Below are 15,703 nucleotides of genomic sequence, written 5' to 3' on the forward strand. Positions count from 1 at the left end.
GTAAAAATATGAGTAAAATAATCGCACTCTCCAGTAAGGCAATTAGCAAACTCACGACTCCGCAACTCCTCAAAGGTGGCTTATACCTCACTTGGGCAGCAAGTGTATTGATGCTAATTGCCACTATTTCCGGCATTCAAGGGCAACGGAATGCCATCAAAACAGTTGGTAAAGACTCAACACCAAGTATTGTAACTGCTCAACGTCTCAAGGATGCGTTTGCAGGTATGGATGCCTACGTTGTTAAAGAACTACTAGTTCCACCGGGACAAAGCCAAGATGCTGTCAAGGGTTCCGAGGAACGATACCAGAAAGCCACCGAAAGGTTAGTTGCTGCTGCTGAAAATATTTCCTTTGGGGATAGAGAGCGAAAACCTATTGAGACTATGCAACTGGGATTTGGTAAGTACCTGAGCAAAATTCAACAGGCGCGAGACGCGCACACACGGGGTGATGCCAATGCAGTTCTAGCTGCCTATCGTGGAGCAGCCGAAATTATGGACAAAACGCTGATACCAGCAGCCGATACCCTTGATGAGGTGAACTTACAAGCTATAGAAAACACTTACTCTCAAGAAAAGTTAACTTCTAGAAAATTTTTATTGTTTATTGTTATTTCGGCTGTGGCACTCATCAGCATACTGGTGACATTGCAAGTATTTCTTAGTCAGCGGATGCGCCGCAGTTTTAATCCTTGTCTGTTAGTGGCGAGTGCGATCGCTATTGCTTTTTTAAATTACACTTTAGGAGCGCTTTTTTCTGCTTCCCAACATCTCAGGGTTGCCAAAGAAGATGCGTTCATGTCGATGCACGTCTTACGAGAAGCCCGTGCTTTAGGCTACATCACTAATGCTACCGAAAGTCGTTACTTACTTGATACAGCTTTTTCTGCTACTTACGAACAAGCTTTTCTCAGCAACATAACTAAACTTGCCGAATTACCCAACGGTCAAACTTTCGATACGGTGGCTACAGCATTAATACAGCAAACAAAGATAGACGGCTTCACAGGTTATCTAGCTGACGAATTCAATAATATTACCTTTGCAGGTGAACGAGAAGCTGCGATCGCCAACCTTTCTACTTTGGGTACTTATGTTGCTATCGATAAACAAATCCGCCAGCTTGAGCGCAGTGGCAAACATCAAGAAGCGATCGCACTAGCTATCGGTAACAACCCAGGACAGTTAAACTGGGCGTTTGAGGAATTTAAAAACGCTAATCAAAAAGTTTTCGATATCAACCAAGAAGCTTTTGACAAAGCAATTAAACAAGGCTTTAAGGATGTAGACGGCTTCGAGATTACTACTCCGCTGGCAATGAGTGCGATCGCTCTTTTGAGTTTACTGGGAATATTGCCACGTCTGAAGGAGTATTCTGGTTAAAACCTGTATTATATTTTTTACCCAAGAGTCAGTTAGCAGAGGAGCAAGGGGGCAGCTGCCTCCCGCCTCAGTTACTATCTTTAATAGGAATTCAGTATTACTATCCATTTGAAGGCTACGTTATGGCAGTAAACTTTAGTCGGCGTAAATTTATCTATGGTTCAGCTGGCTTAGGTACTAGCCTACTCGTAAAAGCTTGCAGTAACCAAACGACAACACCAACGGCTGCGGGTGGTGAAGGGTTTAAAATAGCGATCGCTCTTCCTGGAGTAATCACTGATAAAGCTTGGAATCAATCTGGTTACGAAGGAGTAAACTTAGCAAAACAAAAGCTGAGTGCAGAAACTGCTTACGTAGAACAAGTAGCACAAGCAGATCAAACAGAAGCGCTAACAGATTTCGCACGTAAAGGCTACAATGTGGTGATTGCCCACGGCGGACAATTTGATGCAGCAGTGGAACAAGTAGCTAATCAGTTTCCCAATACGTTTTTTATAGCTGTTAACGGTTCTATCAAAGGCGAAAATATTGCCGCTTTGCGAATAGATCACCTCCAAGCCAGCTATTTATGTGGAATTATCGGCGCTTCTGTGACTAAATCTAATAAATTAGCTTATATTGCCGGGCAAGAATTTGAGGCTACTCAGCAAGAATTACGCGGGTTTGAATTAGGGGCAAAGTCGGTTAAACCGGATATTAAAATTACTTCTACTTTTACAGGTGATTGGAATGATGCTGCTAAAGGTAAGGAAGCCACACTTGCATTAATTTCATCTGGTGCAGATGTGATTTATCAATGGTTAGATAATGCCTCATCTGCGGTTTTGCAAACTGCAAGTGATAAAGGTGTGTATGCTTTTGGCAATACTAAGGATCAATTAGATATTGCTCCCAATGCAGTTTTAACAAGTGCTGTTAAGCGGCTGGATATAGCAATAGCTTATTTAGCAGAATTAGCCAAACAAAAACAATTAAAAGGGCAGATATATACGTTAGGGCTAGAAAGACCAGATATATTATTTTTAGGTAAATTTGGGACAAAAGTACCAGAACAGGTTAAACAAAAAGCGTTGAATACGAAACAGGAGATTGTTGGTAAAAAAATTACTTTTGAAAATTGTAAAGATGGTGGTAAAGATACACGTTGCGTCAAAAAAGCTACTGTTTAACTACCTCAAAAATGTCATATTTACGTCTAGACAATATTACTAAATGCTTTGGCTCATTTGTTGCCAACGATAATATCAGCTTTAGTATTGCTAATGGCAAAATCCATGCTATTTTAGGCGAAAATGGAGCAGGCAAAACCACTTTAATGAATATTATTAGTGGTCTTTATCAACCTGATAAAGGTCAAATTTATCTGCAAGAGCAACCAGTAAAAATTCCATCACCTAACACAGCAATTAATTTGGGAATTGGTATGATTCATCAACACTTCATGCTCATACCAGAATTGACTGTTACAGAAAATATCATATTAGGAACAGAGAATCGCTGGCGTTTAAATCTGCATCAAAAACAACAAGAAATTGCTGTATTAGCCCAAAGTTACGGATTAGAAATTGACCCTTCTGTTAAGGTGGAAAACTTACCAGTAGGGACACAACAGCGGATAGAAATTCTCAAAGTTCTCTACCGTCAAGCCAAATTATTGATTCTCGATGAACCAACAGCAGTGTTGACACCGCCGGAAGTCGAATCATTAATGGCTATCTTGCGCCAATTAGCAGCTGTTGGTAACACGATTATTTTTATCAGCCACAAATTAGAAGAGGTTATGAACCTCTGTGACACGGTGACAGTGTTGCGACGAGGAAAAGTAGTAGCAACGACAACAACCAAAGAATCAACATCTCAACAGTTAGCAGAATTAATGGTAGGACGTGAAGTTGTTTTACAGGTGCGTAAATCCTTAGCATCGCCAGGAAAGGTGATATTGTCAGTGCAGGATTTGCAAGTTGTAGACGAACGGAATGTAACTGCTGTAGATAATATATCATTTCAGTTGCGGGCAGGAGAAATTTTAGGGATTGCTGGCGTAGATGGCAATGGACAGCGAGAATTAGCAGATGCAGTAGTAGGTTTGCGAACTATCAAACAGGGAAAAATTAAGTTTGGATATCCCCCCAAAAGTGCTGTTGGTTACATCCCGGAAGATAGGCAGAAAATGGGTTTAGTATTGCAATTTAGTGTTGCCCAAAACTTGATTTTGAAAGCTTTTAAAAAGCTGCCGTTTTCTCGTAATTTTCTATTACAACGAGAAGCAATTAAAAATAACGCTAAGTCTGCAATGCAAGAGTTTGATATCCGGGCGACGGGGGAAGATGTGCAAGTAAGTCACTTGTCGGGGGGAAATCAACAAAAAGTGGTTTTGGCGCGGGAACTTGCAGGGGAACCAGATTTAATTGTGGCGATGCAACCAACACGGGGATTAGATGTGGGGGCGACAGCCGCAGTACATTCTCAGTTGTTAGCAGAACGCGATCGCGGTGCGGCAATATTGTATATTTCTACTGAGTTAGAAGAGTTGATGGCAATGAGCGATCGCATTGCCGTAATCTACAGAGGTAAGTTTCTAGCTATTTTGGATGCACAGACAGCAACAGTGGAAGAGATTGGTTTGTTGATGGCTGGGGGGAAGAAATAAACTGAAAAGGAAGAGGAAAGGGAGAAATTTGTAGTTTTGGCGTAATATTAACAGGTATGCCGAGTCTTTATATTATTGGTGGTGCAAACGGTTCAGGGAAAACGACAGTTTCAATGAGTTTGTTACCTAATTTTCTAGATTGCTTCGAGTATGTAAATGCAGATGCTATTGCAGTTGGACTTTCTCCATTTAATCCAGATTCTATGGCTCTGGAGGCTGGACGCTTGATGATTCGGCGGCTGCGATCGCTATCAAATTCAGGTAGTGATTTTGCTTTTGAAACCACACTAGCCGCTAGAAGTTTTGCACCATTTCTAAGCAGCTGTAGAGCAAAAGGCTACACAATTAACTTAATTTACTTCTGGTTGCAAAGTGTTGACTTGGCAGTAGAACGGGTAGCAAGACGGGTTGCTAACGGTGGACACTCAATTCCAGAAGATGTAATTCGCAGACGCTACCAACAGGGAAGAAGAAATCTGATATCTTTGTATCTACCCTTATGTGATGGTTGGATGATCTATGATAACTCTAGAGCATCTCCCGTTTTACTGGCTGAACAGATTATTAATCAGCAGCCTATAATTTATATAAATGATATTTGGAGCAAAATTATAGAGGGGTAAAATGACAGAAGAAGAGATGAAAAAGCTGCATAGCAAAATTGATGAGGGCGTAAAAGAAGCAATTGCAAAAGCAATTGAAAAGCATCGTAAGCTTAATCAAGCAATCAGTATTATGCGAGATGGCAAGGTTGTGACTTTAAATGCTGAGGAAATATTAGATATTCAGATTTAACAAAATATAGAAAACAAAAGCTAATAGATGTTATTACATTACCGTAATGTATAAAGATGATTTTCTAGTTATATCTCAATTAACTCCATAATGGATAATTATACAATCTTTCTGCGCTCTTCTTTGCATCTTCGCGTCTTGGCGTGAGAAAAAGTATTTTTATACCTCATGTTCATGACTAACACCTTCATAAAACAAATCACAAATCAATAGTACAGCTAAAATCGAGACTTTCTATAGTAAGAGTATCACCAATACTATAGGGATAATAGAGCCACATTCTACCTTCGCCACGACGGTAAGATTCGACTCCAATTTTTTCAGATTCGATAATAATATATTCTTTTAAAGTAGGAATAGTGCGATAAAAAGAAAATTTTTCTCCCCTATCTTTGGCTTCTGTACCAGGAGAGATAACTTCGAAAATTAGTGTAGGATATTGAATACATTTGCGAGCATTTAAATCGCGTGAATCACAACTAACTATTACATCAGGGGAATAATAGTAACTCTTAAAACTTATTTGCAGTTTGACATCTGCAACGTTTACACGACAATCTCTAGGACGCAGATGAGGATACAATGCTCTGTAGAGATTAAGGGCAATATGATTGTGGGGAATTGTACCGCCAGTCATTGCAAAGACTTCGCCGTTGACGTATTCATAGCGATAGTCTTGTAACGGTTCCCAATCTAGGTATTATTCGATACTCGTTTTTTGAGGTTAAGGGTTGGTAATCATCGCATCATGACTACAACTAATCGCATTCGGTTCTTGCTACCAATCCTATCACCGCTAATTGCGATCGCCTCTGCTCTCATCGTCGGCGCAATTCTTATTTCACTGGCTGGGGCAAATGCGATCGCAGCATACACAGCTTTATTTCAAGAATCCCTTTTTACCTACTTTGGATTTGGTAACACCCTTACCAAAATGACGCCATTGTTGTTCACCAGTTTAGGGGTTTTGGTAGGATTACGTGCTGGTCAATTTAATATCGGTGGCGAGGGACAAATTTACTTAGGTGCTTTGGGAAGTGCTTTGATTGGGTTATATCTGCAAGGATTACCCGGATTAATTCACGTACCATTGGCACTGTTAGCAGGATTTCTCTTTGGTGCGGTTTGGGGTTGGATTCCTGGTTATCTCAAAGCTGTGCGGGGTGTGAATGAAGTTATAACTACGTTGCTGCTAAATTACATTGCAATTAATTTAGTTAGTTACCTAGTGCAAAATCCTTTGAAAGCACCAACAGCACCTAGCCCTTATTCGCCATTAATTGCCAAATCTGCTCAGTTACCGATTATTTTACCAGGAAGCCTCGCCCACGCGGGAATTTTGCTAGGGTTAATTGCCGCAGGGATTTTGTGGGTATTATTAGTGCGATCGCCTCTAGGTTACCAAATCGCCGCTGTCGGATTTAACCCAATTGCCGCCCGTTATGCTGGTATTTCTGTTGAACGCACTATTATGCTGGTGATGGCGTTAGCCGGTGGTTTAGCTGGGTTGGCGGGTGCAACTGAAGTGATGGGGTTGAAATATCGGCTATTTGAGCAAGTTTCACCGGGTTATGGATTTGATGCGATCGCGATCGCTTTTTTAAGTCGCGGGAGTGTTTTCGGTGTAATATTGACTTCCCTATTTTTCGCCGCACTTCGTAGTGGTGCTAATGTGATGCAACGCAGCGCTGGTGTGCCAGTAACTGTAGTTTATGCAATTCAAGGATTGACTGTGTTATTTATTGCTATCAGTCTTGCTGTAGAAAGGCAGATAAGAGTAGAAACGCAAAGGGGAGGCAGCGCGTTGCGGGGGTTCCCCCCGTTGTAGCGACTGCCGTCACTAAGGTTTAACGCAAAGGTACGCAGAGAAAACTTGGTATTATTTATGTTTTAAAATATACACTGATAATAATGAGTGATAACCTCAACTTCTTCTCAGATTACCTTGTTGCTAGTCTACGTCTAGCTGTACCTTTAGCATTTGCGGCCCTTGGAGGATTGTACTCGGAACGGTCGGGGGTGCTAAATATTGCCCTGGAAGGAATGTTGCTGACAGGTGCTTTTGCTAGTGCTACTGCCACCTTTTACACGGGAAATGTTTGGCTTGGTATCTTTGCAGCATTGATAGCTGGGGGATTGGTGGGTCTACTTCATGCTTTTTTGTGTGTAACTTTGCGTGTTGACCAGTTGGTCTCAGGTTTAGCAATTAATCTCGTAGCATCTGGGTTAACATCATTTTTAGCACGGCTAGTTTTTAGCGGTGGTAATGCCCAACGATTGCCAGGAATTGAGGCTATAAAGATTCCTGGTCTTGCTAATATTCCGCTGATTGGGCCGCTACTATTTCAGCAAGATATTTTGGTATATTTGCTGTTAAGTTTAGTTTTTATAACTACATATATATTATTTAATACAAGCTTTGGTCTAACTTTGCGGGCAGTGGGAGAATACCCGCAGGCTGCTGAAACAGCTGGTGTATCAGTGCAATTGGTACGCTACTTAGCAGTCGTAATCAGCGGCTGCCTTGCTAGTTTGGGAGGAGCTGATCTGACTCTAGTTCAGGTAAAATTCTTTGTTGAGGGGATAAGTGCAGGCAAAGGATTTATTGCGATCGCTGCCCTAATTTTTGGCAGATGGCATCCTGTAGCTACTACCTTGGCTTGTTTGCTGTTTGGGGCTACTGAAGCTTTACAACTGCGAATTCAAGCGTTGGGTGCAAATATCCCTTATCAATTTCTCGTGATGTTACCCTATGCGATCGCTCTTTTGGCACTGGTGGGATTAGTGGGTAAATCCACAACTCCAAAGGCGCTGGGTGTTCCTTACTTTCCCGAAAATCGCGATCATTAGTAAATGTTCATTGGTTTCTAATATATATCTAATATGTTAATATTTGCTTGATGGTACTGATAGCTTGTTATGTTCTTCCTTGAAAAGTTCAGCGTAGACAGACAACCTAGTAAGTAACACATAAGCTTATTCGTTTCCAGCCAAAGTAACTCGGCTGAAAAAGCCTTGTGCATTCTCCTAAATAATTACCAGAGAAAAAGACATCAGATATTTTCTGATGATCATGTTTTTCATGCTTAACCTTTATTGAATAGCAACTAATTGCTTATGAATGAACAACCTGTAATTTTGGTTGTAGAAAAAAATCTGCATAATTTAGAATTACTTAATTCTCATCTAAGGATATTAAATCTTTCATGTATTTGTACTAAACAAGGAGTGAGGGCTGTGATATTGGCACAAACTCATCAACCAGATTTAATCTTGTTAGACATGATGCTATCTGATTTAAGCCCATCTCAAGTTATTGATTATCTCAAACACAACTCAAAAACTTCTAGTATCCCGATAATTGCCGTCACACCTTTAATAACTGTAAAAAAGCCCCCTTGTATCATGGTCGCAGGTTGTGACGATTATATTACTAAACCCTATAATTTTAATCAATTGGAAGTTGTTATTCGCCGCCATCTCCGTCAGCTAAATGTCTCACATTCGATTTGGGAATAGATTCGGGATTGCGAACTTCAGGTAATTGTTTTAAAACCACAATAATTCCAGTACGCCCTGTTACTAAATTTGTATTTGTCATCAAATCAATTACAGGAATGCCAAGAATTTCCTCGATCAAAGTTTTTAATTGTGGTTTAATTATTTTATCTAAATATAATCGTACCTGTTCAGCCAAGCTTTCATAACCTTCCTTTAGCAGAGTTTGCTCAGTTTGTGTAACAGAGTTTTCTAGAGAAAGTACAATTTCGGTATCAAAAAAATGACAAATGATTTGGCTAGGACGCTTACCCAGCCTTCCATTATATAAACTTCCGATACGCTGTGATATATCTCTTTCTAGTTGTCCAATAGTAGGTTGTAGCATATGAAATTACTACGTAGTGTTTATTATGATGCTTGTAAAATACTCTTTTTAGGTATTACTTAGGACTGCTGTATCTTCTCACCAGTTTATTTTGTGCCAAATAAGCGATCGCCTGCATCTCCCAATCCAGGGATAATGTACCCATGTTCGTCTAAATGATCATCAATTGCAGCTGTATACAGAGGTACATCAGGGTGCGCCTCGCAGAAATGCTCGATACCTTCTGGTGCAGCGAGTAAACAGACAAACTTAATTGACAAAGGATTAGTTGATTTCAATCTTTCCACCGCTGCGACAGCTGAATTCCCGGTGGCTAGCATTGGGTCAACAACTAGCATATCTCGCTTGTCAACATCATGGGGAACTTTGAAATAATACTCAACAGCAATTAACGTTTTTGGGTCACGGTATAAACCAATATGTCCTACCCGCGCTGATGGTATCAACTCTAGCATTCCATCCAAAATACCTTGCCCTGCCCGCATCACAGAAACTAGCACCAACTTTTTATCAGGGGCAAGCATTGGTGCATTCATTGGGGCTAGTGGTGTTTTAATCGGCTCATATTTTAACGGTAAATCCCGCGTTACTTCATAAGCCAACAGCAGGCTAACTTCTTTAAGAAGGCTACGAAATTTCGTCGTGCTAGTTTCAGCTTTACGCATCAGCGTTAATTTGTGCTGAATCAACGGATGTTCAATTAGTGTTACTTGATTTTGCATATTTTATATTAATTCGTAATTAATAAAACCGCATTTAGTCCGAGTTTCCGGTTTGAATATGTTGCCAGATTTTAGAGACAAGTTAGAAGCTCAGGCTTCCTTAGATCAGAACTTCTCCTATTAGAGACGTTGCGCGAACGGTAAATTATACCAATTTGAAAAAAGAATGTGACAAATAGACCATTTGTAGAGACGCGATTCATCGCGTCTTCATCCAACGATATGTTGCAATCATTAATTGAATTGGTATTAGTATTAGTCATTAGTTATTTACAAATGACAAATGACAAATGACAAATGACAAATGACAAATGACAATTAGAATACTGTCCCATCACTTTCAATTTGAATAGGGGGTACACCACCCATTCTGAGTTCAGCAGCAATTTTGCGTCCAGCCGTCCAGGTTCCCCCTTGCAGAATTTTCACTAACGGCAGTTCTTCAGGACTCATACCCAACTTTTCGCGTACTGTAGCAGCAATTTCATCCAACAAAATTACAGTCAAAGCACGCCATTCAACTATAAATTCTGATGCTACCGAGTGAGATAAACGCAAAACACCTGAGTCTTTGGCACTAATTAATCCTAAATCAAGACATAATCCCCCATTACGATATTCTGGTAATCCGGTGAGGGCGTCTAGACCAGTAATTTCTAAACCCAGTTCTTGAAGTGGTTCTAGAAGAGAGTATGTTAGCCACTGGGACAGTTTATGAAAAGGCACTAAACCATCATCTTTAACAGCTGGATGTTGCCAAACATCTCCCAAATTCACCCCAGCAACTTCTAATCTGCTAGGCCAGATATCACTTAATCCTTCTAAAACTGCACTTAACACAGTTGCAGCTACTAACTTTCCATTTTGAGATTTGCTCAAGAGATAATTGACCAAATTCCCTGGACGTGGATTTTCATTGCCAAACAGACCAGGTGAAGCGACTAAAACTTCACCTAATTTTTGTAATAACTTCAACCGTCCAGAAATTCCTACTAAAGGATTTTCTGGATTTACTTGAAATCCAGCCGTGAGTTCGGTTTCTGTCAATGCTTGCAATCTTTGAGCATCTACTTGCAATAGACTATTGCTAGCAAAAACCCCTTGAGAAAACATCTGGAAACTAGCAACAGCTAACCCTTCAGAACGTCTTAAACTTAACCCAGTATCCTGTTCATCATAACGCCAATTATTTCCCGCACCCGCATCTAACAACACACTGACAATTGCTAAATCAAACTTAGCCGCGGCTTTTTCTAAAGGTGTTAGTCCAGTTAATCTACTATCCAACTGGCCTAATCGCGGTATACCTCTAACTTCAAAATGTCGCCAACGACTGTGAAATGGAATTTGTAAATTTGGGTACTCGCAGCGCATAACTTCAATCACATAATCTGCCACCCGTCCCAACTGCGTCAAATCGCAAGTAAAATGATTTGAATTTCCCTCATTTACCAATGTAAATAGTTGCCCACAACGTTCCCGAATTGCAACTGGAGAACGAAGATATGCAACCACCTCTTTTCTCTGTGTCCTCTGCGCCTCTGCGGTTCGTTCCACTCTTCACCTCGTTTTAATTAAGATGAGGAAGAACAATTGTTAGTTTGTTCTCCTTGCTTCCTCATCTCCACCACTCCTTATTTACTCTACCAACCCTCGTCCCTTCACCTCAGCCAAACCATCGGCATTTAACACATCTCCTGTTGTATAATATCCAGCTGCTTTTTTCGCTTCAATTTCTACTCTTGCATCTTGGGGAATTAAATCATCTGGGATGGGTATTCTTTCTACAATCTCAATTCCCGCCTGAATTATGGCGTTGTACTTCATGTTACTCATAGATACCATGCGGTCAATGCGAGTAATGCCTAGCCAATGCAAGACATCCGGCATCAATTCTTGGAATCGCATATCTTCTACTCCTGCAACGCATTCTGTGCGTGCAAAGTAAGCATCAGCGCGATCGCCTCCTTCTTGACGCTTCCGGGCATTGTAAACTAAGAATTTAGTCACTTCTCCTAAAGCGCGTCCTTCCTTGCGACAGTAGACAATTATACCAACACCACCCTCCTGCGCTGTCTGAACGCACACTTCAATTCCATGTGCTAAATAAGGGCGACAGGTACAAATATCCGAGCCAAATACGTCAGAACCGTTACATTCATCATGTACGCGCACAGCAACAGGTTTCTTGGGGTCTGTAATCGCAGCTAAATCACCGATGATATAAACTGTTACACCGCCAATTGGTGGCAAAAACACCTCTAAATCGGATCGCGTCACCAATTCTGGAAACATCCCGCCAGTTTGTTCAAATAAAGCGCGACGTAAATCCGCTTCTGATATGCCAAAACGTTTTGCAATTCCTGGTAAATACCAAACTGGCTCAATGGCGGCTTTTGTAACCACCAAATCACCGCCTAGTTTCATAATCTTGCCATCTACCTGCAAGCGTCCTTTATCCACTGCATCTTGCAGTTCTGGCATATTAATGTGAGCTTTGGTAATAGCGATCGTCGGGCGGATATCATATCCCTTTTCGTAGTATGGCGCAAATACTTCCGATGCGATCGCGCCATATGGGTCTAGAGAAACTATCTTATCAGGATCAGCCCAGCTAGGGTGCGGGCCGATATGCTCTATTGGTGATGTATTTGTCAAATCCGCTCGATGATCCGATTGCAGCGCACCGCTAGCCACTGCCAAGGCACGATAAACAGCGTAACTACCAGAGTGAGTGCCAATTACGTTGCGGTGTGTCTGCTTAGTCAGTGTGGCAATAATCGGGCCGCGTTGCATAGGCTCAGTCGCTCCCCAGTGAATGGGGATTGGTTTAGGCCCAAAGCTACTAGGATGGGATGTGAGAACAATATGCCTGGAAACGCTATTTTGCTTTGGCATAGTCATTTGTTTTTATGTGATGTTTTTATGAAGTATTAGTTATTAGGTATGTGTCAACTACCTACAGTCAGTTTTTACTTTTAAAACTTTGGTATCCTCATAGCTAATTGCTTTTAACTTTACATACTAATTTCAGTATTAATAGTATTGCTACATACAATAAATAACACAGAAATTTCATAATTACCAATTATTGGGGCGAAATTTAAAGATGAGTTTAAAAATGATTGATAAGATATATTTTGTGAGAAAGTTAATATTAAGGTACAATCACTAACCTCAAATTCATGGATTCTTTATCTATTAATTCCTTACTTGAAGAGTTGAAAAATCCTGATGCCATAGTTCGCGAACAAGCGACTAGAAAAATTTGGCGGATTTGGTTTCAGCAAAAAGGAGTATACGGGCTAGAAAGGATTGACTATAGTCAAAAGTTACTGGATGCTGGCGAACTTACAGATGCAGAAGCAGTACTCACAGAGTTAATCCGAGAACAACCGGATTTTGCCGAAGCCTGGAATCGGCGTGCTTTTCTTTATTACAGTATTGCTGATTATCAAAAATCTCTCTTGGATTGTCAGCAGGTAGTGCGGCTAAATCCAATTCATTTTGGCGCTCTACACGGTATGGGCTTGTGTTATGCAGCACTAGGAAAGTATGGTGAAGCTATTCATGCTTTTAAACGCGCTCTGGAAATTCAACCCTATTCGTTAGTGAATCAAAAGTTAATTCTAGAATGTACATTTAGAATCAGCTAAAACAGCAGATAGGAGAGAACAATTAGATTGTTTTATCAATCCGTTCCCACCCTCATCAATAACAGTTAATTGCCTGAGATTTTGCCATTTCTTAAATACAGTTTTATCTATATTAGTAGTAGTATCATTGCTATAAGTAGCAATGGCAACTAATCGCTAAGTAGAAATTATTGGTTGGATAAAGCCACATTTAGTACAAACTGGATATTACAAGCAGAACACGGCAGATTTTATCAGGCTATATTGCCACTGGAGTTTATAAAGACCGCAGTTTAGATGTCAGCATCAAAATGGGTCAGTTTCAAGTTCCTAGCGGTAATCAATTATTGATTGGGGATATAGTAGATTTCTTTATTGGTTACGGCATTGATGCCGTGAAAACCATAGCAACTGGAATTACCAAAATCATACAGGTGGTAATTTTCCACAAAGACCCCAATGTCTCATTGCCCATCCCAACACAGCAATTAGAACTTTAATCCAGACAATCAGCTAATTAAAAAAGATCATCAAAAAATTACAGATTAGAGACTTCCAATTAAAAAAATATCTAACTAATGATCATATTTCGTAGGGTGTGTTAAAGCGACAGCGTAACGCACCAAAACCTTTGGGCGGTGCGTTAGGACTAACGTCCATAACGCACCCTACTTACTTATTTCAAAAATCAAATATGAACCCTATAGTACTGAAAAGCTCTGATTTATCACGAATGATTTAGCAATGCTCAAGTCTAATCTTGAGTCTTTTGTTGATAAATTTGCGGTGCAAGAATTACTTGAATTTGCTTTTCTTGGCATTTTTGAGAGAAAGCGCGAATTTGAGCTTCTTCCTCTCCCTCAATTGACAAAGATTTCAAAAACCCCTGAAATCCTAAAAAAGCTAATTCGTAAATAGCTTTTTGAGTAAAACTACCTCCAAAATAGCCAGTGTGGGTATCAACACCTTGAGGATCTCTATTATTAATAGCCTTCCGAATAAATTTTAAAGTCAGTAAAATATAATTGCCAAAATTTATTGCAGGCTTTTGTATGGCAGAACTAACAATTCCTATCTGTTCATTTCTATCATCTTTGTAATCTGTACAGTCAAAATATGTAAATAAATCTGCGGGTTGTACCTCGTTTTCTGAAATTTTAGTTATTTCTTCAAGCCTTCTATGTTCGCTATTTGAAGAACGAATTTCTAAATATTTATAAGGGTTATCTAGTGTATAATCTTTCTCATAATTTTGTTGGTGTAAATTAACAACTCCATATCTGGGTTTGTGACCAACTGTATCATTTCTATTGTTAAAATGCTTAACTGTTATATTACCAAGCCTGTAGCCACTAATTCGAGTTTGCGCTGGAAAACTAAAGTAGTTTGCGGCAGTGGAGGTAATTCGTAACGCTAAGTCTCCCTCATTACAAAAAATATAAGCTTCTTCGCAGCGACGTAAAGAAGAACGAAGAAAATTAGCTCGTCCTGGCAAGATAGTTTCTACAGGAATATCAGGTGCAACTAGCACAAGTCTACCTAAACTAAATACATTGCCAATATTTGAATTTGGGTTTTTATTAATAGATTTAACGTCGAAAACATCAGAGAGAATACGAATTACATTTGTAACTACAAAACACCCCATGCTATGACTAATAAATGATAATTTAATGCGCTTTGCAGATGCTAATTTCACAGTGCTATCAAGCTGTCTGATCAATTCAACTAAGTCTGTTACTCCGTAGTTAGACGCTCTATAACCATCACGGAAATAAGTTACTAATCTTAGAATAATTAATGTAAAAATAATTGAAGATATAAAACCAAATAAAATTAACAGCGCTGTAAAAAAGTGGACAGCACTATTACTTAAAATATCTAGAAATAGCAAAACTATGGCAGACCAAATACTAATAGTTATTCCCAAAACTAAATTGATAGTTAGTAAAGTCGGTAAAGAATATAGAGCGTTGATTAGCTTTTGCTTAAATGAACCAGACTCATCTGTTTTTAGGGGATTTTCAGATGGCCATCTATATCCTATAAAAATATACTTATTTGGTTGCTGAATATGTGTATTAATATATTCATAAATCTTTTGGCAACCTGTCTCTGTATCAGATGGTGTAGAACTATAACCATGAATATTTATAATAATTTCTGGTTCTGGGCTTGATTGCAAACTTTGAGCAATTTTCTCAATCATGTCTTTGGCTGAAGGTTCAGCTTTTTCATCATTGATAGTAAAAAAGTTTGGATGAGCAACTTCTGATAAATAGCTATTAGAATTATTTTCTTCTGTCTCTACGTTGAGTTTGGCAGTACTCACTACTAAATAACCAGGGATTTTATCCTGGTTGTGTTTTTTAAATTCGTAAATTTTATATGGTTGATTGTCTGCTAAATTCTTCTTATCAGGAGAGTACATCATGTCGATTTACCTTGACAATTTAGGTTGTACTAATTCTCTATGAATCTTTATTCTATTATGCAGCTTTACAGAGAATTGGTATAAATAGACTTTCTGTTACAAGAATCCTACGGTTTTTCATGAATACTCGCTACCGCTACAACGAAAAACTGCCCTGGGGCAGGCCAGAGCAGCATTCACGAAGAGGAGGTTTATG

15 protein-coding genes and 1 pseudogene are annotated in these 15,703 nt (G+C 39.6%); 10 read left to right on the plus strand and 6 right to left on the minus strand.

The window, feature by feature from the left end:
- The first annotated feature begins 8 nt into the window (after positions 1–8).
- The 5 genes from WKK05_RS10110 (at position 9) to WKK05_RS10130 (ending at position 4,830) form a co-directional block, all read left to right on the plus strand.
- Entirely contained in the window at positions 9–1,385 is a 1,377-nt protein-coding gene (locus WKK05_RS10110; RefSeq protein ID WP_341529600.1) for a hypothetical protein, read from the plus strand.
- Between the two features lie 122 nt (positions 1,386–1,507).
- A complete protein-coding gene (locus tag WKK05_RS10115) occupies positions 1,508–2,554 on the plus strand; it encodes a BMP family protein (RefSeq protein ID WP_341529601.1) in 1,047 nt (348 codons plus the stop codon).
- A gap of 11 nt (positions 2,555–2,565) precedes the next feature.
- Positions 2,566–4,035, plus strand: a complete 1,470-nt coding sequence (locus tag WKK05_RS10120; RefSeq protein WP_341529602.1) for an ABC transporter ATP-binding protein — start codon at positions 2,566–2,568, stop codon at positions 4,033–4,035.
- Positions 4,036–4,091: 56 nt separating this feature from the next.
- On the plus strand, positions 4,092–4,658 hold the full coding sequence (locus WKK05_RS10125) for a zeta toxin family protein (protein ID WP_341529603.1): 567 nt from the start codon (positions 4,092–4,094) through the stop codon (positions 4,656–4,658).
- A 1-nt stretch (position 4,659) separates the two neighbouring features.
- A complete protein-coding gene (locus WKK05_RS10130) occupies positions 4,660–4,830 on the plus strand; it encodes a hypothetical protein (protein ID WP_341529604.1) in 171 nt (56 codons plus the stop codon).
- A gap of 159 nt (positions 4,831–4,989) precedes the next feature.
- On the opposite strand, the pseudogene WKK05_RS10135 reads toward WKK05_RS10130, so the two are convergent.
- Positions 4,990–5,539, minus strand: a pseudogene (locus tag WKK05_RS10135) (Uma2 family endonuclease).
- A 39-nt stretch (positions 5,540–5,578) separates the two neighbouring features.
- Here WKK05_RS10135 and WKK05_RS10140 point away from each other — a divergent pair.
- From WKK05_RS10140 to WKK05_RS10150, 3 genes are all read left to right on the plus strand, one after another.
- On the plus strand, positions 5,579–6,658 hold the full coding sequence (locus WKK05_RS10140; protein WP_341529605.1) for an ABC transporter permease: 1,080 nt from the start codon (positions 5,579–5,581) through the stop codon (positions 6,656–6,658).
- 83 nt (positions 6,659–6,741) lie between these two features.
- The gene (locus WKK05_RS10145) at positions 6,742–7,680 is read left to right on the plus strand and encodes an ABC transporter permease (RefSeq protein WP_341529606.1); all 939 of its coding nucleotides are present in this window, start codon (positions 6,742–6,744) and stop codon (positions 7,678–7,680) included.
- Positions 7,681–7,947: 267 nt separating this feature from the next.
- Positions 7,948–8,349 (plus strand): response regulator, encoded by a 402-nt coding sequence (locus WKK05_RS10150; protein ID WP_341529607.1) that lies wholly within the window; start codon positions 7,948–7,950, stop codon positions 8,347–8,349.
- Here the strand turns inward: WKK05_RS10150 and WKK05_RS10155 are convergent.
- From WKK05_RS10155 to WKK05_RS10170, 4 genes are all read right to left on the minus strand, one after another.
- Positions 8,297–8,716, minus strand: coding sequence for a DUF2294 domain-containing protein (locus WKK05_RS10155; RefSeq protein ID WP_341529608.1), 420 nt, complete (start codon positions 8,714–8,716; stop codon positions 8,297–8,299). The genes WKK05_RS10150 and WKK05_RS10155 overlap by 53 nt on opposite strands.
- Positions 8,717–8,802: 86 nt before the next feature.
- Entirely contained in the window at positions 8,803–9,438 is a 636-nt protein-coding gene (upp, locus tag WKK05_RS10160; protein WP_341529609.1) for a uracil phosphoribosyltransferase, read from the minus strand.
- Positions 9,439–9,756: 318 nt separating this feature from the next.
- Complete coding sequence (locus tag WKK05_RS10165) at positions 9,757–10,995, minus strand: URC4/urg3 family protein (protein WP_341529610.1); 1,239 nt, start codon at positions 10,993–10,995, stop codon at positions 9,757–9,759.
- A gap of 81 nt (positions 10,996–11,076) precedes the next feature.
- Positions 11,077–12,336, minus strand: coding sequence for a GTP cyclohydrolase II (locus tag WKK05_RS10170; RefSeq protein WP_341529611.1), 1,260 nt, complete (start codon positions 12,334–12,336; stop codon positions 11,077–11,079).
- A gap of 287 nt (positions 12,337–12,623) precedes the next feature.
- Between WKK05_RS10170 and WKK05_RS10175 the strand changes: the two genes are divergently transcribed.
- A complete protein-coding gene (locus WKK05_RS10175; RefSeq protein WP_341529612.1) occupies positions 12,624–13,094 on the plus strand; it encodes a tetratricopeptide repeat protein in 471 nt (156 codons plus the stop codon).
- A 290-nt stretch (positions 13,095–13,384) separates the two neighbouring features.
- Positions 13,385–13,573 (plus strand): hypothetical protein, encoded by a 189-nt coding sequence (locus WKK05_RS10180; protein WP_341529613.1) that lies wholly within the window; start codon positions 13,385–13,387, stop codon positions 13,571–13,573.
- Positions 13,574–13,827: 254 nt separating this feature from the next.
- On the opposite strand, the gene WKK05_RS10185 is transcribed toward WKK05_RS10180, so the two are convergent.
- Complete coding sequence (locus WKK05_RS10185; RefSeq protein WP_341529614.1) at positions 13,828–15,507, minus strand: alpha/beta hydrolase; 1,680 nt, start codon at positions 15,505–15,507, stop codon at positions 13,828–13,830.
- Between the last annotated feature and the right edge of the window lie 196 nt (positions 15,508–15,703).

The sequence above is a fragment of the Nostoc sp. UHCC 0302 genome (assembly GCF_038096175.1).
Classification (GTDB): domain Bacteria; phylum Cyanobacteriota; class Cyanobacteriia; order Cyanobacteriales; family Nostocaceae; genus UHCC-0302.